This is a genomic window from Streptomyces aureocirculatus (assembly GCF_000720475.1).
Taxonomy (GTDB): domain Bacteria; phylum Actinomycetota; class Actinomycetes; order Streptomycetales; family Streptomycetaceae; genus Streptomyces; species Streptomyces aureocirculatus.
In genome coordinates, this window is sequence record NZ_JOAP01000024.1 from 66,810 (window position 1) to 89,203 (window position 22,394).

Here is a 22,394-nt window from a genome sequence, read left to right on the forward strand (position 1 = left end):
TTGCGAGGGCACACGAACACCCCGGGGGCGCTGAGGTGTGCCGCTCGGTTCGGTTCGGGTCGGTCAGTCGGCTGCCCCGGGCGCCGGTACGGGCGCGGGCGTGGGCTTCGACGCGGGGAAAAGGTCGCGCACGGCGGTTTCCTGGCCCGCGGTCTCGATCGCGTCGAGCAGGCCGAGGATCCCGTCCAGATGCGCGTCCGTCTCCCGGGCGGTGAACAGTTCGGGGTGCACGTCGAGAATGACGTCCGTCGTCCCGTCCGCCGAGGTCTGGAAGAAGTAGACGGTCATGTCGACCGTGAGGGGGAGCGACACGGTGCGCATCGTCGCGACCGACCCCCCGAAGTCCAGTTTGTAGTCGAACTTCATCACGTTGACCATCGGCCCCCACAGCCGCCCGCCGCCCTCTCCGAGGACTTCCCTGGAGATCTCGGCGGTCGGATAGCGGGAGTGCAGCAGAACGTTCCTTATCTCGCGCGACACGCGCTGCGCGAAGGTGCGAAGGGGAAGGCCGGTGTCCACGGCGAGCCGCAGCGGCAGGATGTTCATGGCCATGCCGGGGACGTTGCGCACCTGCGGGCTCAGGCGCCCGCTGGTGGGCAGGCCGAGCAGCAGTTCGTCCGCGCCCGTGTGCTTCCCCACGTAGGCCGCGATGGTGGAGACGGCCAGGTCCGACCAGGTCACGCCGAGATCGGCGGCCGCTCGTCCCAGGCGTTCGACCCGGTCCGGGGGCAGCTCGGTGGTGCGGCGGCGGCCGATGGCGAGCCCGCCGCTCCGGCCGGCGAGACTGACCGGCTCGGGGGGTTCGGCGAGGGTGTCGAGCCAGTACGTGCGGTCCCGGGTGCGGCTCTTGCTGTCGCGGTAGGCGGTCTCGGTCTCCGCCAGGCGGGCGAAGGCGGGGAAGGCGCCGCTGTCCGCGGGAAGTTGCTGGGCCAGTGCCGAGTAGACGGCCGCGGTGCGGTTGAAGACGAGCGCGAGGCTGTAGCCGTCGACGACCGCGTGGTGCACGCGCCGGTACAGCAGGAAGTGGTCGTCGGCGATCTTCAGCAGGGCGGCACGGCACAGCGACAGGGGGTCGACGGGACCTTCTGCGCCGGACGCGTCCCTTTCCATCCACGCCGCGGCTGCTGCCTCGGGCGTGGATTCGCCGCTCAGGTCGACATGGGTCAGAGGCGCCGGGTCGTCCCGCACGAATTGGCGGTACCCGCCGTCCGCGTCCTTGTCGGGAACGATGGCGAGGCGTAAGGCCTCGGCCTCGCGCTCCACCTGCGCATGCGCCGCCCGCATGGTCTCCAGGTCGATGTGGCCACGGATGTCAAGGTAGTCGCAAATACAGAAAGCAGGGTTCCCGAAATCTTCTGACTGAGATTTCCATGTGCGCAACTGCGTAGCAAGGAGTGGTAGTTCTGTTCTTTCGCGATTAAGCAACGCACACCCTCCTCAAGAGGACATCTGCTTAAATCGACGCCACATTGCACAGGCGTCACGAACACAATTTCTTGGCCGTGCTTACCCAATGGTGGGGGGAACAGTGACGAAGTCCGGGAAGAGGTGGGGGGATTACGGAGGCCGGGACAACAAAGGTAGCCTACCCGGCACTTGATCGAACGTCCATACCCTTCTGGGTGCAGATGCGAATGTCACTGAATGCAAGGGCCAGCGACTCCGTTACCGACACGGCAATCACGCAAAGCTACGGGCATTGAACTCGGCCAACTCGACGTAAATTAGCCACACCTTGCCGACCAGGGTTTACGCTGGCCTGCGACTGCCTCCACGATCTTCGGGGCGGCACTTCGAACTTCCTTTGCCTACAGCCCGTTGAAACAAGAAGCAGTGGTTCCGGAAATCTCATGTACGCACGGTGAACGTGGAGGATGGATGGCGACGGACCCGACAGCGACCCCACCCGGCGACGGGCGCGCGAGCACACGTCGCGGCGTGGCCGTGGTGGCCGCTCTGATGCTGGGGGCGTTCACCTTCAACACCACGGAGAACCTCCCGATCGGCGTCCTGAAGCTCATGTCGGACGACATGGACGTCTCGCTGTCGGCGGTCGGGCTCCTGGTGTCCGGCTACGGCCTGACCGTCGCCCTCGTTTCGGTGCCGATCGCCCAGATGACCCGCTCGGTCCCGCGCCGCTCAGTGCTGTGCGTACTTCTTGCCGCCCTCTTCCTGGCGAGCCTCGTGTCGGCCCTCGTCTCCTCGTACTGGGTGCTGATGGCCAGCCGTCTGGTGATCGCGGTGGCGCAGGCGCTGTTCTGGGCGGTGATGGGGACGGTCGCGGTCGGCCTCTTCCCGCCACAGGTGCGCGGGCGCGTCATAGGGGCACTGTCGGTGGGCGGCTCGGCGGCACTGGTCCTCGGTGTGCCAGGCGGCACCTGGCTCGGCCAGCACAGCAGTTGGCAGGTGCCGTTCCTGGTGGTCGGCGCGCTCGCCCTCCCGCCGCTCGTCCTCATCGCCCTCGCCCTGCCCGTCTCGCGGCCGGAGGAGAGCCACGCGGTACGGGGCGTGGCCCCCGACACCCGCCGCTTCGCCATCGTCCTGACCGTCACCGGCCTCACCGTCACCGGTGTCTTCGCCGGTTACACGTACATCTCCACGTTCCTGGTGGACGAGAGCGGGTTCACCGAGTCCACGGTCAGCACGCTGCTGCTTGTGCTCGGTGTCACCGGCATCGTCGGCGTCGCGGTCTACGGCCGCCTCCTCGACCGCTGCCCCCGTGCCACCCTCACCGTCCCCGTGACCACGCAGGCACTCGCGCTGCTCGGGCTCTACGCGGCGGGCGGCTCCAAGCCCGTCGCCGTGGCCATGCTGGTGTTGCTCGGCGCGTCCCTCGGCCCGGTGTTCATGGCCACGCAGAGCCAGGTCATGCACTTCGCGCCGGGCCGCACCGAGACGGCCATCGCGGCGAACAGCGCCGCGTACAACCTCGGGGTCGCCGCGGGCGCCCTCGCCGGCAGTCTCCTCCTGCCGGTCCTCGGCGTACGCGGCACGTTCCTGGTGGGCGGGCTGATGACGGTGGCGGCCCTCATCCTGCTCCTGGAGGAACAGTTCTTCCCCGTGGGACGCGACGACCCCTGGGCCGCGGCACCGGCCGAGGTGCCGTCGGGCCCCTCGGACCCGTCGGCCCCCTCGGACCCGTCGGTGTCGTCGGACCCGTCGAGTCCACCGGCCGGGGACGTCTACTCCGAGAAGTGAGGGCCTCTCCGCGCGGGCCGCCCGGCTGGGCAGGGGTCCGAAAGTCAGACCTCCCGGGTGGGCAGCACCGAAAGGTGCGACAGGTTCACATGGCGGGGCCGGGAGACCGCGAAGGCGATCAGCTCGGCCACCTCCGCGCCGGACGGAAGGGTCCCGATGGCCTCCATGGCCTCCTGGACGGCGGCGCTGACGGCGGGGTCACCGATGTGGTCGCGCAGTTCGGTGTCCACGGCGCCGGGTTCGACGGTGGTCACGCGGACGTCGGCGGGGCTCAGCCGCGCGCGCAGATTGTGGGAGAGGTGGCTGAAGGCGGCCTTGCTCGCGGCGTATCCGGCGAAGCCGGGCAGAATCGTCCGGGCCGCGGCGGAGGAGATGTTGACCAGGTCCGCGTGGCCCCGCTCCGCGGCGGCCGCCAGCAGATCGGGTACGAACTCCTCTGCGACTGCGAACGCCCCGGTGACATTCACGTCGATCATGCGCTGCCAGGTGCCGCCCGCGGACCCGTCGAGCAGGTCGGGCAGGGCGAGTCCCGCGTTGTTGACGACGAGGTCGACGCGGCCGAACCGGGCGCGGACGCCCGCCGCCGCCGACGCCAGGGACGCGCGGTCGGTCACGTCGGCGGGGAGGGCGAGCGCGGTGCCGCCCGCCTCCTCGATCCGGGCGGCGTGCTCGGCGAGGCGCTCGCCGCGGCGCGCGAGGAGGGCGACGTGCGCGCCCTGGGCCGCGAGTTCCCACGCGGTCGCCTCGCCGATGCCGCTTGAGGCACCGGTGACCACGGCGACGCGGCCGGAGAGAGGGCGGCGGGCGGGGGACGCGGTCCGAGAGGGCTGAGGGGCGGTGGTGGTCATGGTGTCCTCCTTGAACGGTACGGGCGGCCCGCTCCCGCGGAGCCGCGACACCGACTCTGCGGGAGCCGCCCGCGCCCACCCAGGGCCCCGCTCGACCCTGGGTCCGGCAGAACCACCCTTGTGCCGGACACTTGATCCATGGACTTCCGCACCGAACTCGCCGCGTTCCTCCGCTCCCGCCGCGCCCGCCTGGGCCCGGAGGAGGCGGGCGTCCGCCCGTTCGGTGGCCGCCGCCGGGTTCCCGGCCTTCGCAGGGAGGAGCTGGCGCAGTTGGCAGGGGTGAGCGTCGACTACTACGTACGGCTCGAACAGGGCAGGACCCAGAACGTCTCCGACAGCGTCCTCGACGCCGTCGCGCGGGCGCTGCGCCTCGACGACGCCGAGCGCGCCCACCTCGGCCATCTCACCCGCGCCCTGCGTCATCCCGCGTCCACGCCGCCCGCCCCGCAGCCGGTCAGGGCGGGCGTCAAGGTGTTGCTCTCGGCACTGGACGAGGTGCCCGCGTACGTCGTCGGGCGCCGCCTCGACATTCTCGGCTCCAACCGCCTTGCCCGTGCGCTGTTCACGGACTTCGACGCCCTGCCCACGGAGCGGCGCAACGTGGCGTGGCTGCACTTCCTCGACGCGGGCGTGCGGGGTCTCTATCCGGACGCGGAGGCATGGGCGGAGACGGCGCGCGACACCGTGGCGGCGCTGCGCATGGACCTCGGCCGGCACCCGTGCGACGACCGGCTGTGCGATCTGCTCGGCGAACTCTCCGTGCGCAGCGAGGACTTCCAACTGCTGTGGGCCGAGCAGTTGGTGCGCGAGCACTCCCACGGCGTGGAGCGGCTGCGCCACCCGGCGGCCGGCGGCCTTGTCCTGCGCCGCGAGACGCTGCGCCTGCCCGACGCGCCCGATCAGGCACTGGTGATGTTCGCGGCCGAGCAGGGCAGCCCGTCGCGCGGTGCGCTCGCGTCGCTCGCCGGCGGGGTCGCCGGGGTCGCCGCGCCTCAGCGCTCCGGTGTCGGGAACGCGACCGGGCTGCGCAGGCCGGAGCGGCCGACCGCGCGGACGCCGAAGAAGACGTTGTCCTTGGAGAGCTCGACGGTGTGACGGGTGACGTCGCCCACGTCGATGACCTCGGTCCACTCGGTGTCGGTCGTCTCGCGCCACACCACTTCGTACCCGGCCGGTTCCGCGAGGCCGCTCCCGGGCCCGCGCTCCCACACGAGTTCGGTGTCGTTGGTCAGGGCCGCGGTGCGGATCTTCGCGCCGCGCGGGGTGCCCGGCGCCTGGGCGAGGCTCCACAGGGCGGCGGCGTTCACGCGCGCGACCCGGGCGATGTACGGGAAGTCGCAGAACTCCGGCAGGTCCCCGTACTGCTTGCCGTCCACCACGCGTACGTCCTGGTGCTGGTGGGCGTAGTCCTCGGCGGGCTCGGTGAACCTGGCCGCCGGGTAGGCCCGTTCGAGGAACGGTATGTGGTCGCCGCCGCGCAGATAGCGGTCGCGGCGGTGGACGACGCGCACCCGCATGCCGGTCGCGTCGTTGTCGGCGACATCGCGGACGAAGCGGGCGAGCTGGCGTGCGGGTGAGTCGTTCTCGCCGCCCACGGAGCGTCGTACGGCGGCCTCTTCGGGCGTCTCGGAGGACGGCACGCCCTCGGCGAAGAGCCGGACGGTGCGCGGGTCGCGGGTGCCGTCGTCGGCGGTGGAGCTGCCGACGATGTCGTTGGTGAACATCCCCTGGACGTCCGCCTTCCGCCGCTTGTACTGCTCCGCCATGTGGGCCGCGCCGTACAGCCCCTGTTCCTCGCCCGCGACGGCCGCGAAGACCACGGTGGCGCCGAGTCGCCGGGTCGCCATGACCCGGGCGAGTTCGAGGACGACCGCGACCCCGGAGGCGTCGTCGTCCGCTCCGGGCGCGTCGCTCGTGGCGTCCATGACGTCGCTGGCCCGGGAGTCGTAGTGCCCGGAGACGACGTAGATCCGGTCGGGGGCGGCCGAACCCCGCAGCGTGGCGACGACATTGGTGATCCTCGTCGGCTGCGGAACGCGCGGCCCCGGTTCCTGTACGTACGACTGGAGCTCCACGCTCATCCGGCCGCCGGACGCCCGTGCGTGGCGCCGCAGCTCGGCGAGGATCCAGTCGCGGGCGGCCCCGATGCCGCGTACGGGGTCGTCCTGCGCGGAGAGGGTGTGCCGGGTCCCGAACGCGGCGAGCCGGCGCACGGTCGCCTCGACGCGGCGGTGGTCGATCTCCCGGAGGAGCGCGCGCAGTTCGCGCGGCGGCGCTTGCGCGGTGGGGTGCGCGGCGCGGCTCCGCTCCGCTCGCGCCGCCGCGGGCCCTGCCTCCAAGCCGACAGCCCCGGCCGTGCCTGCGGCCGCGGCCGCCGCGAGGACGGTTCGCCGGGAAGTGCCCGTCTGCTCAGACATGCGGCCATAGTCATGGACACCACAACGGGACGCAAGGGGGTCGGGGGGTGCGCCGCGGCGGGCGGGGCGGGACGGCGACACCATGGGGGCAGGGCACGTCCGGGCCGGTCCCGGAGCGGTGGCGGCCCGCGCCGCAGAGCGCGGCTGCACCCGACAGCGGAACGGCGACCGCGCCATGGCCGGGCGTGGTCGCGCCCGGCCACGGTGCGGGACCGTGGGGTCATGGGGCGCTACGACGCGTGGCGGGACCTTGCCTGGCCTGACCTGCGAACTGCCGCTCCCGCACCGCACGGGGTGCGGCCGAACCCTTCCCAACCGGGAACAGGGCCACGGAACACTACGACCCACGACGAGCCTGCCCCGCCTGGCCTACGGGCCACCGACCCCGCACCACGCGGTGCTCCCGAACCCGGCGGGTCGGCCCTGGAGTCCCAGCTCGGACACCAGCCGCAAACTAGCTCGGGGGTCACGCACTCGCCGCCGAGAAGGACCCCGATCCGGGAGTTTTCCGTGCGTCCCGCGGTGCCGGAGTACTGCCGCTGGACGCCGGCCGAACGGACACCCTTCAGGGTACGAGAACGAGTTTCTGGCTGCCTGTGACCGGCCCACCGTGACTCGGCGAGGGCTTCGCAGGTGGCAGAATCGCTGCGGCCAACTGCCGACGGTGTCCGCGACCTCATCTCCCGTATGCGGGCAGACGGTGCCGATGCCAGCCTGATCCAGGAGTTCGAACACTACGCGAAGCAACTTGAGAACCCCGACGCCCGCAAGGGCGACGAGCGGATCCTGGGGTCGGGCACGAGCACAAAGGAGGCGCGCCATGGAGCCCCAGCGGCCCGGTGATGAATCCACCTGGGCCTCTCTGTCAACACCTGAGAAGGTGTCTGCCGCCCTCGGCATGACTGCCCTCGTACTCGGCATCATCGCTGCCTTGGTCACGGTGGTGCTGGCAGGCGTCCTGGTTGTCGTATTCCTCTCCAGTAACTTGATCGCGGCCGACAGCGCCAGCGCTCTCGTCTGGGCTGTCGTGCTGTGCCTACCCTGTGGCCTGCTCGCGGGTGCATTCACCACCCCTATACGTCTCGTACTGCGTCTGACAGCTAGCTCCCACAGGACCAAACACAGCGCGGACATGGCCATCTCCGCAGCAACAACCTTTCTGGGAGCACTGCTCGTGGAATCCTTCACTCCCGGGCTCCACGTCGAACACCCCTGGCTTCCAGCGCTGCTGGCAACACTCTTGGTTGCTCTTGCCAACCTGACGATCAACCACATTGAGAGCCGCAAGAGCCACGCAAAAGCCACCGGAACGGCGACGCATGTTGAGCACAAGAATCCGCCGACGCAGAGGTGATCTTTAACGCACCCGGCCGTGCGTGTTCGGGTTGTAGAACCCCACCAGTGTGCCCACCACCAGACCAGACAAGGCAAGCGCAACCCCCAGAAGATCGTGGCCGGAAGGGTATCGGCTGTCACGCAGGGTCCCCCCTGAGATTTCGACGAACAGGGGCAGCTTGATCCGCTCGGTGAACAAGTAAGTCTTCGATTCAGGCTCGACTGGGCAAACATGCCGTTCCAGTATCCAATTGCCGCCGGTCCGCATGCCTTTGCTGCGGACTCGCTCCAGGTCGATGAGGAGTTCCCGATGCCCCGATAGGGTGCCCCTTTCACCCCTCCATCGCCTGAGCGGAATTGGTGAGTTTATGATGAGCGTCGGAGGTAGCTCGTCATGCGTGTGGAACAGTTGGAATACCTGGCGGCAGTCACACGGCTGGGATCTTTGCGCCGCGCCGCCGAGGTACTGCACTTGTCGCAGCCGGCATTGAGCGAGACACTCCGCAACCTGGAGCGGGAACTAGGAGTGGAGCTCTTGGAACGCAAGCGCTCCGGAGCGAAGATCAGCGACCAAGGACGCGAATTGCTGCCGCACATCGCCGGGGTGCTGGACGCGGTCGACCAGCTACGCCAGGCCGCCGACGAGCAGCACCAGATCAGCCGAAGGCTGCGGCTCGGCACGGTCAGCGCAGCCACGGTCACCCTGCTGACGCCGGCCATCCGTGAGTTTCGCGTCGCACACCCATCGACTGAGGTGGAGGTGGTCGCGGACCGGCAGGACGATATCCAACTCCATCTGGCCGAGGGTGGGTTCGATCTCGGGTTGGTCAGCTACCTTCGAGATGACGATCTTCCGCCTGGCCTGCACACCACCGAACTGCTGCGCGGGCGCCCGGTCGTCTGTGTCCGTCCGGACAGCCCGTTGGCTGCGCTCAAGGCGGTCACCGTCACCGATCTGCTGGTCGAGCCGTTGATCGTGATGCGGTCCGGTTATGTCATGCATCGCTACATCCATCGGCTTCTGAGCGGCCGTACGCCGTCCTTTTCTTACTCGGCCGACGGCGCCGAGATGTGCAAGCTGATGGTGGCTGAGGGTCTTGGCGCCACCGTGCTGCCCGACTACAGCATGCTCGGCGACCCCCTGGAGCGCAGCGGCACCATCGCGTGGCGTCCGTTGGCCGACGACTCCACCGAACTCCGCGTCGTGATCCAGCGACGCCATGCACACCCGATCCCCACGGCGACCCGGGAGCTGCACGCCATTCTCGTGCGCCGGGCCGCAGAACGGCGCGCGTACCCGCCCTCGGCATAACGAGTTGGTTCACGGGACTCTCTCGGCGTCATCTCGCGTGCCTGGTGGGCCCGCCATCAGATGGTGTTCGTCGACCGGCCGGTGGCACGCTGATCCATTTGCGGCACGACCTGCCGCACTCAGTGCCGGGACTGCTTTCCGGCGTCGACCGCTCCACCGTCACCCGCGCAATCGGGAGGTACGCACGCTCCTGGCTGAGCGGGGGTGCGCGGTCCCGGACAGTCCTGGCCCACTTCTTCGGACGCTGACGGATGTGGAGATGCCCTGCACCGGCGCCTGCACGCACACCCACCTTCGCCAGGGACCGCACCGTGACACCTGCACCGCATCCGCCGCAACATCCGAGTCCACCGAGTCCACCGAGTTCGCTGGGAGGATCGCCATCGTCACCGGAGCCGCTCGAGGGGTGGGCAGGGAGATCGTGGCGCTCCTCCACGCCTACGGCGCCCGGGTCGTCGCCCTCGACCTCCGCCCCGACGTCACGAATCTGGCGGAGGAGTTTCCCGGCGTCGTCGCGACAAACGGTGACATCACCCAGGAGGAGACCGCCCACCGCGCGGTGGCAACGGCCCTGGACACCGGTAGGAGGAGCGCAGGGTGGTGCGGACCCTGGCCTCGAAGACCTTCTCGCTCGCCTTCGCCTCGGCCACCAGCTCACGGAGTGTCTTCTCCTCGACCACGGGGAACAGGGCCCCGGCGTACGACCTCGTCGGACGTGTCCACGGCGGCCGTCGCCGGCTTGAAGGGGATGCCCTCCTTACCGCGGACCTTCTTCAACTCGGCGGTGAGCTGCTTCTCCATCCGTCGCTCGGCGCGGGCGTTGATCTTGTGGACCAACGAGGGCCTTCTCGACCCGGGTCCGGCCCGGTGGCTCGATCTTCCGGGCCCGGCAAGGGAAATGGGGCCCTCCAGCTACCCGTGACCTACTTTGCGGCTGGTGTCTGAGCCAGGACTCCAGGGCCGGGTCCGGGAGCAGGGCCGTGGAACGCTACGACCCGCGACGAGGCCTGCCCCGCTTGGGCTGTGGGGCGCCGCTGCCGCGTCGCGGGGTGCGGCCGGACGCGGACTTGCCGGGGGTGGGCTTGCCCGACTTGCTCGCGGCGGGCTTTCCCGAACCGGACTTGCCCGAGGCGGAACCGGGCTTCCCGGAGGCGGACTTCGGTGCCCCCTTACGGGGCGAGCCCTTGACCGCGCCCCGCTTCTCGGCGGCCTGCGCCGCCGGCCCGCGGCGGCCGCGGGTGCTGTTGACGGTCCGGCCCCGGATGATGCCGATGAACTCCTCCACCAGGTCGGTGGTGGCGTCCTCCGGCCAGGACAGCACGACGCTCGACTGCGGTACGTCGGTGAGCGGCCGGTACGTGAGGTCCCTGCGGTGGTGCAGCCGCGCCAGTGACTGCGGCACGGCGAGCACACCGATACCGGCCGCGACGAGCTCAATGGCGTCGGCCGTGGTGGCGGGACGCTCGATCGCGGGCCGCCCTGGCAGCTCCGCCCAGCCGAGGGTGTCGTCGAGGGGGTGGAGGACGACCTCGTCGGCAAGATCCACGGCGCTCACTTCCTCGGCCGCCGTCACGAGGTGGTCCTTGGGAACGACGACCACGGTCGCCTCCGTGTAGAGCGGGATGGCGCTCAGGACCGTCCGGTCGACGGGCAGCCGTACCAGGCCCGCGTCGACACCGCCGTCCCGCAGCAGTCCGTCCGCGTCGGCGGGCGCCACCGGGACGAGGGTCAGCGGGACGTCGGGCAGCCGCTCGTTCCAGACACGCACCCACTTCGCGGGTGTCACCCCCGGGACATAGGCCAGCCGGAACGAAGAGGTGTTTTCCGAGCCTGTCACCACGCCAGGCTACCCGGCGTGGTCGGAGGTCGCTCAGGCGCTCGATACCCTGGTGACCATGACGTCGCACCAGACCACCCAGACCATGAAGCCCGCGACCGCGGCGAAGAAGCTGGGTGTGTACCTCGAGGCCACCCCCGCCGAGTTCCAGGAGGGCGTGGTCTCCCGGGCCGAGTTCAACGCACTGCAAGCCGACCCGCCCCAGTGGCTGCAGGACCTGCGCCGCACCGGCCCGCACCCGCGCCCGGTCGTCGCGGCGAAGCTCGGCGTCTCCATCTCGGGCCTCGCCCGCGGCGGGGTCACCGAGGCGCTGACCACCGAGCAGATCGATGCCCTGAAGTCGGAGAACCCGGAGTGGCTGCAGCGGGAGCGCGCCACCCAGGCCGAGGTCCGCAAGGAGACCGTGCGCCTCAAGGAGAAGCAGCGCGAGACCGCGGCCGACTCGGACTGAAGTATTCCGGCTGAAGTATTCCGGGGGGCGGGCCGGGCCCCGAGCGGCGATTCCGAGGGGCGGGTCTGGCCCTGAGCGGCGCCCGGCCTGCCCCGACCCGGGCCTGTTCCGACCCCGGCCTGGCCCACCCCGGCCCGTCCGGGCAGGGCCTCACACGGGTGACCCCTCCGCCCCCGTCATGAGCGCGGTTTCCAGGTCCCCGGCGATGTCGAACGTCGCCGTCAGGCCGCCGAGGCGCAGGATCTTGTGGAAGAACGGGTTGTCCACGACCAGGACGACGCGCGTCTCACGCCGCCGGGCCGCGTCCCTGGCACGGCACAAGAGCGTCAGTCCACCGCAGTCCAGAAACGTCACCGCGCTGAGGTCGAGCACGAGGTCGCGGCGGCTCTCCCGAGCGAGGCGCGCGAGCGGAGCGGCGAGGACCTCGTCCGCGAGTATGTCCAGCTCTCCCCAGAACGCGATGATCAGGCGTTCTTGCCGCACATCGGCGCGGAGGCCGAACTCCGCGTGGTCCTCGAGCATCGTTCCCCCCTCATGGCGCAGTGAGGCGGCTCCAGGTGAGCCTGAGCTGATCACCGGCGGGGTCTGTGCGATGAGCTTCACCACCGGGGGCTGGGGTGGCACGTTGTTGCCCTTGGCATACCCGTCGGGCGGGAGAGTAATGCAACTGCCCTGCATTAAACAAGACTTGGCCGAATATCAGCCCTTCGACCGGCCCGCGGGGGCTTTCCCCCCGAGCGACATCGCGAGACACTTCGCACCGGTCCACAAGGCGTGCCCGACCAGGACGAACGTCCAGATCTTGCCGCCGTCCTCCGGCACCCGGGCGACCCCGGACTCCTGCCCCCCGCCGTGCAGCAGCACATCGGCGGTGTCCCCCGTGACCAGGTCGTGCAGCCACGAGATCCCGAGGAGCAGCAGGACGATCTGCGCCACGGTGTACGCGGCCGCGTGCAGGGCGAGTTCCCGCAGGAGCTGTTGCCGGGACTTCGGCGGCTCGTCCTTCTCCAAGGCGGGCTTCGCCACAGCGGGCTCCGTCGGAGCGGCCTTCGCGGGACCGGCCTCCGCGGGACCGGCCTCCGCGAGTGCGGACTGCACGGGCGCGGAGGCGGCCGCGACGGTCGCGCCATGTGCGGGCGCCCCGTCCGGCCCCGGTCCTGGCCCGGGGGGCGGTACCGGCTCGGAGACCTGCTCCGGCTCCGGCTCCGGCAATGGCGGTGGCGGTGGCACATCGGCGACGCCGAGGCTCCGTACGGCGCGAGGCACGATCACCGATCCGGCCAGGATCAGCGCCGCCGCGCTGAGGCAGGCCACGGTCCAGTCGGCGCCGTCGTAGAGCATCCCCGCGGTGAGGGCGCCGATCAGCGCGCCGAGGAGGTTCGCCGACTCGTACACGCCCATGCCGCGCCCGGCGTGTTCGCCGGAGGCCTCCGCGATCACCGCCTGCTGGATCGGGATCACCGCGGCCCAGGCGAGACCGCTGAGGATCCACAGGGTGGCGATGACGGCGGGGTGCGGCGCCCACGCGAGACCGGCCGCGAAGGCGGCGCTGGCGAACGACGCGTACATCAGGATCCGGGTGCGGCCGAAGCGGACGACGTAGGTGTGCAGGCGCTCCGCGGCGACGCTCATCGCGATCGCCCCGGGCAGAAAGACATAGGCGACCTGGAGGACCTCCAGGTCGAACTCCCGCTGGAGGTGCATCAGGAGCAGCAGCGAGATCGCGGCCTCTGCCGCCATGGTCACGACGACGGCGAGCAGCATGGGGCGGAGCCTGCGCCCGACGGCACCGAGCCCGGCGACGGCCGCCGCCGGTCCCGGCCCTCGCCCCGGCGCCTTGTGCCTGCGGGGTGAGGAGAGCAGCAGCACGGCGGCGAGGAGGCAGGCTCCGGCGCACGCCCAGAAGACGCCGTCGAAGCCGATCTCGCCGATCAGGACCATGCCGGCGACGAAGGCCACCCAGGACCCCGTCTCCTGCGAGGCGAGCAGGCGCGGGAAGACCGCGGAGTCCTCCGCGAGGCGCTCGCTGACGATGGCGCGGACCGCCACCCACAGCAGGGCACCGCCCACCCCGCCGACCCCGGCTGCGGTGTAGGCGAAGGAGGCGTTCTGCGCGAGGGCGTACCCGGCGGCGGACGCCGCGTACAGGAGCGCGCCGGTCGCGGCGACGTAGCGGCGCTCGAAGAGGTCGGCCAGCACACCGGCGATAGGTCGCGCGATCACGGACAGGGCCATCTCGACGGCCATCAGGATGCCGACCTCGGTGGCGCTCAGGCCGAGGGCGGCGCCCGCCCACAGAGGCAGAAGGAAGTCGAAGAGCTCGTTCGGGCCGTTGGTGAACGCCGCCGCGTACAGCGTGCGCTCCTCGCGGCGCCGGGAGGGCGGCGGGCCCTTCGTGGCCGCCGCCGGAATGTCTCCGATCATGTGACCGCCCCACTCCGAGCACTGTTCGGTTAACTCCGAACGGTATACTGAGTTACGAGTTGATCGCAAAAGACGAGCCGCACGTGACGGCGGCCGGCCGGTTGGAGGGTGTCCCTGGTGACGGATCCGCTGCCCGCTCCGGCCCCGGTACCACCGCCGAGCCCGCAGGAGCGTGCGCTCGCGCTGCTGTGGGGCGGGGACACCCGTGGTTCGCGCGGTCCCGCGCGTGGGCTCACCAGGGAGCGGATCGTCGAGGCCGCGATCGAGGTGGTCGAGCGGGACGGCCCCGCGGCGATGTCGCTGCGCCGCGTCGCCGCGCAGCTCGGTGTCGGCGTCGCCTCGCTCTACACCTACGTTCCGGGCCGGGCAGAGCTCGAAGCCCTGATGCTCGACGCGGTCGCGGTGGGGCCGACCCTGCCGCACGAGTGGCCGGGCGACTGGCGCGCCAAGCTCACCGCGCTCGCGCACGATGACTGGCGGCAGCTCCGGCGGCACCCCTGGGTCCTCGAACTGGGCGCGGCCGAGCAGGTGCCGGGGCCGAACATGCTGCGCTGGCTGGACTCCGCGCTGCGCGTCTTCGACGGCACCGGACTGGGTGAGGCGGAGAAGCTGGCCGCGATCGAGGCGGTGGACGCGTATGTGCGCGGCCTCGGGCGGCTGCGCGGTGCCGGGGAGTCCGCTGCGGAGGCGGCCGGGCGGGAGGGCACGGACGCGGACACGGGCGCGGACACGGACACGAGGGAGCGCGACGACGCGTTGGGGCGGCTCGTGGACTTCGACCGCTATCCGGCGCTGCGGCGGGCCCTCGCGGCAGGGGCGACACCGTACGCGGGCGCCCCGTTCGAGTTCGGACTGCAACGACTTCTGGACGGCATCGAGCAACTGGTGATCCGCCGCTCGGCCTGAGCGTGCGGCACCGCATCAGCCTGCATCAATCAGTCTGCAGCAATCTGCATTGGTCTGCATCGGTCTGTACGGGGAGGCAGCGATGGCACGTTCGGTTCCGGCACGTTCGGTTCTGGTCACGGGTGGCAACCGTGGCATCGGTCTTGCGGTGGCCCGCCGATTCGCCGCGGGCGGGGACCGGGTGGCGGTCACGTTCCGGTCCGGGGAGCCGCCCGCGGGGCTTTTCGGGGTGCGGTGCGACGTCACGGACGCGGAGCAGGTGGACCGGGCCTTCAAGGAGGTCGAGGCCGAGCAGGGCGCGGTGGAGGTCCTCGTCGCGAACGCCGGGATCGCGCGTGACCGGCTGCTCGCGACGATGTCGGAGCAGGACTTCCAGACTGTGATCGACACCAACCTCGTCGGTGCCTTCCGGGTGGCCCGGCGGGCCGTGCGGCCCATGATGAGCGCACGCCACGGCCGCATCGTCCTCATCTCCTCGGTCTCCGCCCTCCTCGGCACGGCGGGCCAGGCGAACTACGCGGCGTCCAAGGCGGGCCTCATCGGCTTGGGCCGCTCCCTGGCCCGCGAGCTGGCACCACGCGACATCACCGTGAACGTCATCGCCGCGGGCCTCGTCGACACGGACATGACCGCGTCCCTGACCCAGGCGCGGATCGCGGCCGTCACCGAATCCGTTCCGCTCGGCCGCATGGGCACGGCGGAGGAGATAGCGGCGGCCGTGGACTTCCTCGCGGGGCCGGGGGCCGGTTACGTCACGGGGGCCGTGCTGGCGGTCGACGGAGGGCTGGGGATGGGGCATTGAGGGTGGGGGGCTCACACCCCCGGCGCGGACCGCACCGCGATCCCGTTCCGCTCGAACAGGGCCGCCGTCACGCCGTCGCCCGTCACCAACTCCCCCGCGAACGAACCGTCGTACACCGCGCCCCGTCCGCACGAGGGGCTGCGCGGCATCAGCAGCGCCTCCGTGCAGCCCCCGTGCCGGGCGGCCGCGAGTGCGCGGTGGGCACCGTCCACGAACTCCGCGGTGACGTCACGTCCGGTGTCCTCGACGACGCGCGCCGTTCCGTCCAGGACGTCGTGTCCGTCGCCGCCCACCAGCTCCGCGGGCCGCCGCGGCGTCGCGAGTCCGCCCGCCACCTCCGGGCAGAAGGAGACCACGTCACGGCCCGCCACGGCCCGCTCAAGTTCCGAGGACGCCTTGTGCCGCCCGTCGAAGCGGCACGGCACGCCCCGCAGACACGCGCTGACCAGAATTGCTTCCATGCCCCAAGGCTAGGGCGTGCCCCAAAGCCGCGCCGTGCCCGCCGCGTGCTCCCGCGCCAGCGCGCCCACCGTACGCATGAGGCCTTCGTGCAGGGGCACCCGCGGCGACCACCCCGTCGCCCCGCGGAACGCCGCCGCGTCGACCGTGAAGCTGTGGAAGTCGGCGGGGGTCGCGTGGTCCGGGGGCTCGACGGTGACCACCGGCACGGGCTCCCGGTCCGTGCAGTCGGCGGCCAGTTGGGACACGGCGCGGAAGAGGTCCCCGAGCATGGTCGTGCGGCCGGTGCCCACCAGCCAGTGCCGCCCGGCGAGTTCGTCGACGCGGTCGAGACCGGTGACGAGGGCGTGGGCCGCGTCGTCGACGTGCAGCAGGTCCCGGCCGATGGTGCCGTCGCGCCACACCGTGAGCGGCTCACCGGCCAGGGCGCGGCGGGCCATGGCGGTCACCACGCCGCCGTCGGCCGCGGTGGGCGTGCGGCTCTCGCCGTAGACGGTCGGCAGCCGGAGCGAGACCGCGCGCAGCACCCCTTCGCGGGTGGCGTCGAGCAGGGCACGCTCGGCCAGGACCTTGTGCCGGTCGTAGCGGCTCGCGGGGCGGTCCTCCTCGGTGCCGTCGATCCGGGTCCGGGCCGTGAGCCCCACCTGGCTCGCCGATCCGGCGAAGACGCACGCGGGCCGCCGCCCGCCCGGCGCGGCGCGCAGGACGTCGACGAGCGCGTGCACCATGCCGACGTTGACCCACTCCCCCAGCGGATCGTCGTCGGTGCGCCAGGCGCGGGCGCCGGACCGGTGGCACACCAGGTGGACGATCGCGTCGGCGCCGTCGACGGCGGCGGCCAGGCTCGCCGCGTCGGTGAGGTCCGCGGCGCGCACCTCCACATCGGCCACCGCGGCGGCCGGGACGGCGCTGGGGCGGCGCGCCACCAGGCGCAGCCGAAGACGCCGTCGCGCGAGCATCGCGGCGACGGCGGAGCCGAGGAAGCCGGAGGCACCGAGCACGGTGACGAGCGGCGCCCGCGCCCCACGGTCACCGCGGGCACCACCCGCGAGGACGCCCACCGTGCCGGTACCGCTGCGGGCACCCCCGCCTCCGCCCGCGTCAGTGCCGATGCCGGTGCCCCTGCCCGTGTCGGCGCCAGTGCCCGCGCCCGCACCGGAACCGCCCCGGATGTCGGCGCCGGAGCCGGTGTCACCGGAGACCTCCGTCCCGCCGGGCGGGACCCTCGTACCGCCGTGGGACGCGCGGGCCCCGGCACCCGGGGCCCCGGACCGCCGCACGTCAGCCATGACGCTCCCCCGCCGCGGCCAGAGCGGCTTCGTGCAGTTGGGTGTCGAGCCGCACGCACGTCTCGTACTCCGGCAGCAGGCCCGCCCGTTCGGCCGCCGCGAGCGTGGGCGCGACCTCGTCGCGGGGCGAGAGGAGCCTGGGCAGGTCGTCCCGCAGGGGCAGCGCGAGGGCCGGGTCGGTCACCGAGACCGCCTTCTCGTCGTCGGCCGCGTAACCGCCGGACAGCAGGTACGCCATCACTGTGTCGTCCTCCAGGGCCTGGAAGGCGTGGCCGACGCCCACCGGCAGGTGGACCGCGCGGAAGGTCAGGGTGTCCAGGGTCAGGGAGTCCCAGCGGCCGAACGTGGGCGATCCCAGGCGCAGATCGACGACGAAGTCGAGGGCGCTGCCGTGGGCGCAGTGCACATAGGTGGCCATGCCGGGCGGGGTGCGGGTGAAGTGCACACCGCGGACCACTCCCCGGCGGGACCTGCTGTGCCCGGTCTGCGCCACGGGGAACAGCGGGCCGCCGAGCGCGCGGGTGAACGCGGGCTGCTGGTAGGGGGCGACGAACAGCCCCCGTTCGTCGGGGAAGACGGTGGGCGTGAACACGTACGCACCACGTACTCCCAACTCGCGTGTCTGCACGGCACATGTCCTTTCGGCGAAGGTCTCCCCGGAGCGGGTCCGGGTCCGGGTCCGGGGGTGGCGCGGCCGGTTCACGGTGGGGAGGCCGGTGCCGCCAGGCAGGCGAGGAGGCTGCGCGCCTGGACGTTGACGTGCTGGCCGCGTACGACCAGTGCGTGCAACTGAGCTGTCGTCAGCCAGCGGTAGTCGTCGGGGAGGTGCGCCGCGTCGAGGGCGTCGTCCGCCTCGACGAGGCGGTACCGGGTCGCCGCCCGGTGGAAGCGGCCGCCCTCCTCGGACAGCTCCGCGTCGAACCGTACGCGCGCCGGGTCGCCGGTCAGCGCCATGCCGTCGAAGGGCCCGGCCTCCTCGGCGGTCGCGGGCCCGGTGTCCGCCGACCACTGGACGGTGGGGCCGATCTCGACGAGGTCACCGAGCCCCGGTTCGGTCCTGGCCCGGACCAGGATCCGGGGCCCGGGGGCGGTGGAGCGGCACAGGAACGCGGCGAGGCCCGGGCGGCCGGGCGCGAGCAGGGGCTGCGCCCACTGCCGTACCTCGCGGGTGCCCGCCGCCACCCGGACCGCGATGATCCGGAACGGCCCGCCGGTGTCGGCGGCGATCTCCGTGTCCGTCCGGGTCCAGCCGCGCACGTCCGCGAGCGGGACGGTCCTGACCTGCCAGGGGCAGCGCTGCTTGACGTCGATGAGCCAACTGGTGAGGGACCGCAGCCCGGGTACGGCGACCGTGTCCGGCCCGTCCGCCGAATCCGCTGAGTCCACCGAATCCGCTGCGTCCGCTGCGTGCGGCGTCGGCCCCGTGGGCAGGCAGCCGAGCACGGAGCGCGTGTCCATGTTGACCAGGTGGTCGACGCGCAGCAGCCGCCGTACGGTACGCAGCGCCACCCAGCGGAAGTCGGGATGCTCGGCGACTTCGCCGACCGGTTCGACGACCATGTTCCTGTTGTGCTTGCGCCAGAACCACGCGCCCTGTTCCGACTGGAGCGAGTCGACGAGGACACGGCCGCGGCCGGGACCGGTGAAGTGCTCCAGGTACCGGGTGGCGCCGCCACGGTGGACGCGCGTGTAGTTGCTGCGGGTCGCCTGCACGGTGGGCGAGAGCTGGATGCCGTCGATGTTGCCCGGCTCGGCCTTGGCCTGGAGCAGTACGTGCGGTTCGCCGTACCGCTCCTTGACGAGGAGGCCGAGGACACCGATCTCCGGCTGTACGATCACCGGCTGGTCGCGCGGCCACGGACCGGCGTCGCCGGGGCCGTGCACCCGCAGGCCGGAGACGGCGAAGAAGCGGCCGCTGTCGTGGACGAGGTCGCCGTCCCGGGTGAAGGACCAGTGCGGCAGCTCGCGGAACGGGACAGGAGTGACGGAAAGCCGGGCCGCCCGGCGCCGTTCGGCCCACCAGGCGGCGAAGCCGGCGTCCGGCTCCACCTGGGCGGCGGGCGCGGCGCCCTGTTCCGACGTGACGATGACGGCACCTCCCGTTGAACGGCCCTGGCTGAACGGCCCCTGGCTGAACTGCTCCCGGCGCTACAGCGCCGCGAGCACCTCGCGCAGCGCCTCCACCACCAGGTCCTGCTCGGCCTTGGTCAGCGACGGGTACATGGGCAGCGAGAAGATCTCGTCGGCGGCCCGTTCGGTGACGGGCAGGTCGCCCGTGTGGTGGCCGAGGCGGGCGAAGCCCTTCATGGTGTGCACGGGCCAGCGGTAGCTGACATTGAGCGTGATGTCCCGCCGGGCCATCTCGGCGAGGATCGTGTCGCGTGCCGGGTGGCGCACGACGTACAGGTAGTACACGTGGTCGTTGCCCGCCGCCAGGGACGGCAGGACGAGACCGGTACCGGCCAGGCCCTCCGCGTAGCGGGCCGCGATCGCCCGGCGAGCGGCGAGATAGTCGTCGAGGCGGGTCAGCTTGCGGCGCAGGATCTCCGCGTGCACCTCGTCGAGGCGGCTGTTGTGGCCGGGTGTCGCCTCGACGTAGTAGCGGTCCTCCATGCCGTAGTAGCGCAGCCTGCGCAGGGCGGCGTCCACCGCCGCCGTCGAGGTGATGGTGGCGCCCGCGTCGCCGTAGGCGCCGAGGACCTTGGTCGGGTAGAAGGAGAACGCCGCGGCGTCCCCCATGGTCCCCGCGAGCTTTCCGTGCCCGCGCGCGCCGTGCGCCTGGGCGCAGTCCTCCAGGACGGTGAGTCCATGGGCGGCGGCGTGCGCGGTCAGTGTCGTCATGTCGACGCACTGGCCGTACAGGTGCACGGGCAGCAGGCACTTGGTGCGTTCGGTGACGACGTCCGGGATCCGGTCGACGTCCATCAGATACGTCTCGGGGTGCACGTCGACGAACACGGGCGTGGCACCCACGGCGTCGATGGCGACCACCGTGGGAGCCGCGGTGTTGGCGACGGTGACGACCTCGTCACCGGGGCCGACCCCGAGCGCGCGAAGGCCGAGCACGATGGCGTTGGTGCCGTTGTCGACACCGACGCAGTGCGGGACGCCGTGGTAGTCGGCGAAGGCCCGCTCGAAGTCTCCGACGCTCCGGCCGAGGATCAGTTGGCCGGAGCGGAAGACGGTGTCCACGGCGTCGAGGATGTCCGCCCGCTCGGCTTCGTACTCCGCGAGGTAGTTCCAGACCTTGATGCTCATGGCCACGGGCCCTTCGGGTTGACTCGGGGTCGTCCTGTCACGCGCGGACCGGCCTCAGTGGTGCGGTGCCGACGCCTCCAGGGGGCCGCATCGCGCGTGCGCGGCCCCGCACTTCTCCAGCGCGGTGGCGGCCGCGTTCTCCGCCGCCGTACGCACCGTGGCGGGCGCGCAGCGGTCGAGTACGGCGACGATCCACTCGGCGAGCGCCTGCCCCTGGTTGGCCGCCGCCTTCTGCCAGCGGATGTGCCGCTCCGTGGTGACCTTGAAGCGGATGGCCGCGGGCTTCCCCCCGGAGGACGGTCGCGCCGCCTCCGTCACGGGTCTGTGTTCGGGTGCGCGCAAGCTGTTCTTGACGTGCCTGCGCAGTTCGTTGCGCGACCAGCCGTGCCGCTCCGCCTGCTCGAGCCAGTGGTCCTGGGCGCGCTCCTCCAGGCCCGCGACCTCGGCGTGGTGCTGGAAGCTCAGCCGGCCGCGCCGCCGCCCGACACCGAACCGGCCCGCGACCCAGGCGTAGTTGCGCAGCGTCTGGTAGCTCAGGGAGGTGTCGGCGAGAGCGATCTTGTAGCGGTCGGGGTAGTGGGACTGGCCATAGACGATCCAGTCGCCGAGCCACCAGCTCGAGGACTCCGCGATGACGGCGATGTGCTCGCCGAGGCTCCGCCATCGCTCCAGTGGCAGGTCGGCCGGCAGGTCGAGCGAGGTGCGCCGGGCGACCACGGACGCGTTCACCTGCATCGGTGGCCCGAATTTCCGCTGCGGGGAATTCGGTGCGCCATGGCTTCTCGGCAGCCCGCCCGTAAGGGTTCCGGGAATCGGGTTGCCAATCGTTGTGGGAATCGAGTGCGGTAGCGGCCTCACGCCGGGAGGTATTCCCCCGTGCCTCTTGCTTGGCAAGACATCCTCCGTGTGAGCGTGCTGTACTCTCACCTGCCCCGAGTGGTCCCGGGACTCCGGCAGTCTGCGGCAGGGTGCGGGGCGGTGTCCAGGGGAATGAATGGCTGGTTGTTCCGGATGAGCCGACCGCGAGACCGCCGCGGGACATGCGGTTGATCGCATTCCGGCACCGTCTGATTCATGGGGTTTCACCGCACCGCCGTGTAATGCGGGGAGGGGGAGCGCGCCTGCGCTTTTCACAACCTGGGAACCTGGCAGGGACCGCGCGTACGGGGCTGCGCTCCCCTTCCGGATACGCCGCTCCGGGCACCGCGGCGACCGGCCTCCGGCGATGTGCGGGCCCGTGCGCCGGGGCCCGGCGTGGCGTCCCGCCGGCGGGACGGAGGCCGCCGCGACCGCGCCCGGGGCCGTTCCGCGAACGGCCCCGGGCGCCCTGCCCGGGGCGTGCGCGGGGCGCGCGCCCTTTCCCGTACACGTACCGGAATAAGAACGCACCGAACGCGTCCGAACGCGCCGCAAGCGTCAGGATTTCTTCCGCGATGCTTCTGACCGGGCACGGAGGACCACCGCCTTGAATGTAGCAATGAACGGTGAACGACGGCGCATTGACCGGCCGCGAGTCCATGAATTAGAAGATGAGCATGGACGCACTCATGGATCAGAACAGCGCGCTTCGCTTTGTCGCGGAAGCGGTGGAAGAAGTAGCCGGAATTCCGGCCGAAGAGGTGGCGCCGGACAAGTCATTGGTGGACGATCTCGGCATCGATTCCCTCTCCATGGTGGAGATCGCCTTCACCTTGCAACGGCAGGCCGGTGACGAGATACCGGACGAGTCGCTCGCCACGATCACGACGGTGCAGGATCTCGTCGACCTGGTGCGGGAGCGGGTCGAACACACTCCGTGACGGCACGAATTCAGTCTCCGTGCCCTTCCGTGCCCTCCCGCGCCCTCCCGCGCCCTCCC

General features: G+C 71.5%; 22 protein-coding genes and 2 pseudogenes. 11 read left to right on the top strand and 13 right to left on the bottom strand.

Features of this window, described 5'->3' with window-relative positions; translation table 11 throughout:
• Positions 1-63: 63 nt before the first annotated feature.
• Entirely contained in the window at positions 64-1,425 is a 1,362-nt protein-coding gene (locus IG78_RS0122780) for a condensation domain-containing protein (protein ID WP_078964877.1), read from the bottom strand.
• 453 nt (positions 1,426-1,878) lie between these two features.
• Here IG78_RS0122780 and IG78_RS0122785 point away from each other — a divergent pair, with 453 nt between their 5' ends.
• Complete coding sequence (locus IG78_RS0122785) at positions 1,879-3,198, top strand: MFS transporter (RefSeq protein WP_169749713.1); 1,320 nt, start codon at positions 1,879-1,881, stop codon at positions 3,196-3,198.
• 44 nt (positions 3,199-3,242) lie between these two features.
• On the opposite strand, the gene IG78_RS0122790 is transcribed toward IG78_RS0122785, so the two are convergent.
• Positions 3,243-4,046, bottom strand: coding sequence for an SDR family oxidoreductase (locus IG78_RS0122790; protein WP_051852865.1), 804 nt, complete (start codon positions 4,044-4,046; stop codon positions 3,243-3,245).
• A 138-nt stretch (positions 4,047-4,184) separates the two neighbouring features.
• Between IG78_RS0122790 and IG78_RS0122795 the strand changes: the two genes are divergently transcribed.
• The gene (locus IG78_RS0122795) at positions 4,185-5,141 is read left to right on the top strand and encodes a helix-turn-helix transcriptional regulator (protein ID WP_063760786.1); all 957 of its coding nucleotides are present in this window, start codon (positions 4,185-4,187) and stop codon (positions 5,139-5,141) included.
• Here IG78_RS0122795 and IG78_RS0122800 read toward each other — a convergent pair.
• Positions 5,039-6,463, bottom strand: a complete 1,425-nt coding sequence (locus IG78_RS0122800) for a M28 family metallopeptidase (RefSeq protein ID WP_030566121.1) — start codon at positions 6,461-6,463, stop codon at positions 5,039-5,041. The genes IG78_RS0122795 and IG78_RS0122800 overlap by 103 nt on opposite strands.
• A gap of 633 nt (positions 6,464-7,096) precedes the next feature.
• On the opposite strand from IG78_RS0122800, the gene IG78_RS0122805 reads away from it, so the two are divergent.
• The 5 genes and pseudogenes from IG78_RS0122805 to IG78_RS46180 all read left to right on the top strand — a co-directional run.
• Positions 7,097-7,306 carry a hypothetical protein gene (locus IG78_RS0122805; RefSeq protein ID WP_199813240.1) on the top strand — a complete coding sequence of 70 codons (210 nt, stop codon included), beginning with the start codon at positions 7,097-7,099 and terminating at the stop codon, positions 7,304-7,306.
• Complete coding sequence (locus IG78_RS42550) at positions 7,284-7,817, top strand: hypothetical protein (RefSeq protein WP_225882005.1); 534 nt, start codon at positions 7,284-7,286, stop codon at positions 7,815-7,817. Before IG78_RS0122805 ends, IG78_RS42550 begins: the two co-directional genes overlap by 23 nt.
• 375 nt (positions 7,818-8,192) lie before the next feature.
• Positions 8,193-9,110: a LysR family transcriptional regulator gene (locus tag IG78_RS0122815; RefSeq protein WP_030566127.1), complete on the top strand. Its 918-nt coding sequence runs from the start codon at positions 8,193-8,195 to the stop codon at positions 9,108-9,110.
• Positions 9,107-9,366: pseudogene (locus IG78_RS51560) on the top strand (transposase family protein); the annotation flags it as partial. The gene IG78_RS0122815 and the pseudogene IG78_RS51560, both read left to right, overlap by 4 nt.
• Before the next feature lie 120 nt (positions 9,367-9,486).
• A pseudogene (locus tag IG78_RS46180) lies at positions 9,487-9,687 on the top strand (SDR family NAD(P)-dependent oxidoreductase); the annotation flags it as partial.
• Positions 9,688-9,764: 77 nt separating this feature from the next.
• Here the strand turns inward: IG78_RS46180 and IG78_RS50220 are convergent.
• Positions 9,765-9,947: a hypothetical protein gene (locus IG78_RS50220; protein WP_063760787.1), complete on the bottom strand. Its 183-nt coding sequence runs from the start codon at positions 9,945-9,947 to the stop codon at positions 9,765-9,767.
• 151 nt (positions 9,948-10,098) lie between these two features.
• Positions 10,099-10,947 carry a LysR family substrate-binding domain-containing protein gene (locus IG78_RS0122825; RefSeq protein ID WP_078964921.1) on the bottom strand — a complete coding sequence of 283 codons (849 nt, stop codon included), beginning with the start codon at positions 10,945-10,947 and terminating at the stop codon, positions 10,099-10,101.
• 58 nt (positions 10,948-11,005) lie between these two features.
• On the opposite strand from IG78_RS0122825, the gene IG78_RS0122830 reads away from it, so the two are divergent.
• Positions 11,006-11,398 (top strand): DUF5997 family protein, encoded by a 393-nt coding sequence (locus IG78_RS0122830; RefSeq protein WP_030566131.1) that lies wholly within the window; start codon positions 11,006-11,008, stop codon positions 11,396-11,398.
• A gap of 150 nt (positions 11,399-11,548) precedes the next feature.
• Here the strand turns inward: IG78_RS0122830 and IG78_RS0122835 are convergent, their stop codons facing one another.
• The gene (locus IG78_RS0122835; RefSeq protein WP_031128493.1) at positions 11,549-11,920 is read right to left on the bottom strand and encodes an STAS domain-containing protein; all 372 of its coding nucleotides are present in this window, start codon (positions 11,918-11,920) and stop codon (positions 11,549-11,551) included.
• 177 nt (positions 11,921-12,097) lie between these two features.
• On the bottom strand, positions 12,098-13,822 hold the full coding sequence (locus IG78_RS0122840; RefSeq protein WP_051852866.1) for an MFS transporter: 1,725 nt from the start codon (positions 13,820-13,822) through the stop codon (positions 12,098-12,100).
• Between the two features lie 117 nt (positions 13,823-13,939).
• Between IG78_RS0122840 and IG78_RS0122845 the strand changes: the two genes are divergently transcribed.
• Together IG78_RS0122845 and fabG are read left to right on the top strand one after the other, a co-directional pair.
• The gene (locus tag IG78_RS0122845) at positions 13,940-14,728 is read left to right on the top strand and encodes a TetR/AcrR family transcriptional regulator (protein ID WP_225882004.1); all 789 of its coding nucleotides are present in this window, start codon (positions 13,940-13,942) and stop codon (positions 14,726-14,728) included.
• An 82-nt stretch (positions 14,729-14,810) separates the two neighbouring features.
• Positions 14,811-15,530, top strand: coding sequence for a 3-oxoacyl-ACP reductase FabG (gene fabG / locus IG78_RS0122850; protein ID WP_030566138.1), 720 nt, complete (start codon positions 14,811-14,813; stop codon positions 15,528-15,530).
• A gap of 11 nt (positions 15,531-15,541) precedes the next feature.
• Here the strand turns inward: fabG and IG78_RS0122855 are convergent, their stop codons facing one another.
• The 6 genes from IG78_RS0122855 to IG78_RS0122880 all read right to left on the bottom strand — a co-directional run bounded on the left by IG78_RS0122855 (position 15,542) and on the right by IG78_RS0122880 (position 21,271).
• The gene (locus IG78_RS0122855; protein ID WP_030566140.1) at positions 15,542-15,991 is read right to left on the bottom strand and encodes a 2-thiouracil desulfurase family protein; all 450 of its coding nucleotides are present in this window, start codon (positions 15,989-15,991) and stop codon (positions 15,542-15,544) included.
• A gap of 9 nt (positions 15,992-16,000) precedes the next feature.
• A complete protein-coding gene (locus IG78_RS0122860) occupies positions 16,001-17,278 on the bottom strand; it encodes an NAD-dependent epimerase/dehydratase family protein (protein WP_199813235.1) in 1,278 nt (425 codons plus the stop codon).
• A complete protein-coding gene (locus IG78_RS0122865; protein WP_030566144.1) occupies positions 17,271-17,906 on the bottom strand; it encodes a dTDP-4-dehydrorhamnose 3,5-epimerase family protein in 636 nt (211 codons plus the stop codon). Before IG78_RS0122865 ends, IG78_RS0122860 begins: the two co-directional genes overlap by 8 nt.
• Positions 17,907-17,977: 71 nt before the next feature.
• A complete protein-coding gene (locus tag IG78_RS0122870; RefSeq protein ID WP_051852867.1) occupies positions 17,978-19,327 on the bottom strand; it encodes an NDP-hexose 2,3-dehydratase family protein in 1,350 nt (449 codons plus the stop codon).
• Between the two features lie 99 nt (positions 19,328-19,426).
• Positions 19,427-20,536 (bottom strand): DegT/DnrJ/EryC1/StrS family aminotransferase, encoded by a 1,110-nt coding sequence (locus IG78_RS0122875; protein ID WP_030566148.1) that lies wholly within the window; start codon positions 20,534-20,536, stop codon positions 19,427-19,429.
• Positions 20,537-20,590: 54 nt separating this feature from the next.
• Entirely contained in the window at positions 20,591-21,271 is a 681-nt protein-coding gene (locus IG78_RS0122880; protein ID WP_063760788.1) for an LmbU family transcriptional regulator, read from the bottom strand.
• Positions 21,272-22,083: 812 nt separating this feature from the next.
• Here IG78_RS0122880 and IG78_RS0122885 point away from each other — a divergent pair.
• Positions 22,084-22,335 (top strand): acyl carrier protein, encoded by a 252-nt coding sequence (locus IG78_RS0122885; RefSeq protein ID WP_030566152.1) that lies wholly within the window; start codon positions 22,084-22,086, stop codon positions 22,333-22,335.
• Positions 22,336-22,394: the final 59 nt, after the last annotated feature.

What these genes read in the sequence shown, in the direction of transcription:
- IG78_RS0122785 (WP_169749713.1), top strand. Translation starts at nt 1,879, where the DNA reads ATGGCGACGGACCCGACAGCGACCCCACCCGGCGACGGGCGCGCGAGC.
- IG78_RS0122790 (WP_051852865.1), bottom strand. Translation starts at nt 4,046, where the DNA reads ATGACCACCACCGCCCCTCAGCCCTCTCGGACCGCGTCCCCCGCCCGC.
- IG78_RS0122795 (WP_063760786.1), top strand. Translation starts at nt 4,185, where the DNA reads ATGGACTTCCGCACCGAACTCGCCGCGTTCCTCCGCTCCCGCCGCGCC.
- IG78_RS0122800 (WP_030566121.1), bottom strand. Translation starts at nt 6,463, where the DNA reads ATGTCTGAGCAGACGGGCACTTCCCGGCGAACCGTCCTCGCGGCGGCC.
- IG78_RS42550 (WP_225882005.1), top strand. Translation starts at nt 7,284, where the DNA reads ATGGAGCCCCAGCGGCCCGGTGATGAATCCACCTGGGCCTCTCTGTCA.
- IG78_RS0122815 (WP_030566127.1), top strand. Translation starts at nt 8,193, where the DNA reads ATGCGTGTGGAACAGTTGGAATACCTGGCGGCAGTCACACGGCTGGGA.
- IG78_RS0122830 (WP_030566131.1), top strand. Translation starts at nt 11,006, where the DNA reads ATGACGTCGCACCAGACCACCCAGACCATGAAGCCCGCGACCGCGGCG.
- IG78_RS0122835 (WP_031128493.1), bottom strand. Translation starts at nt 11,920, where the DNA reads ATGCTCGAGGACCACGCGGAGTTCGGCCTCCGCGCCGATGTGCGGCAA.
- IG78_RS0122840 (WP_051852866.1), bottom strand. Translation starts at nt 13,822, where the DNA reads ATGATCGGAGACATTCCGGCGGCGGCCACGAAGGGCCCGCCGCCCTCC.
- fabG (WP_030566138.1), top strand. Translation starts at nt 14,811, where the DNA reads ATGGCACGTTCGGTTCCGGCACGTTCGGTTCTGGTCACGGGTGGCAAC.
- IG78_RS0122855 (WP_030566140.1), bottom strand. Translation starts at nt 15,991, where the DNA reads ATGGAAGCAATTCTGGTCAGCGCGTGTCTGCGGGGCGTGCCGTGCCGC.
- IG78_RS0122860 (WP_199813235.1), bottom strand. Translation starts at nt 17,278, where the DNA reads ATGGCTGACGTGCGGCGGTCCGGGGCCCCGGGTGCCGGGGCCCGCGCG.
- IG78_RS0122875 (WP_030566148.1), bottom strand. Translation starts at nt 20,536, where the DNA reads ATGAGCATCAAGGTCTGGAACTACCTCGCGGAGTACGAAGCCGAGCGG.
- IG78_RS0122880 (WP_063760788.1), bottom strand. Translation starts at nt 21,271, where the DNA reads ATGCAGGTGAACGCGTCCGTGGTCGCCCGGCGCACCTCGCTCGACCTG.
- IG78_RS0122885 (WP_030566152.1), top strand. Translation starts at nt 22,084, where the DNA reads ATGGATCAGAACAGCGCGCTTCGCTTTGTCGCGGAAGCGGTGGAAGAA.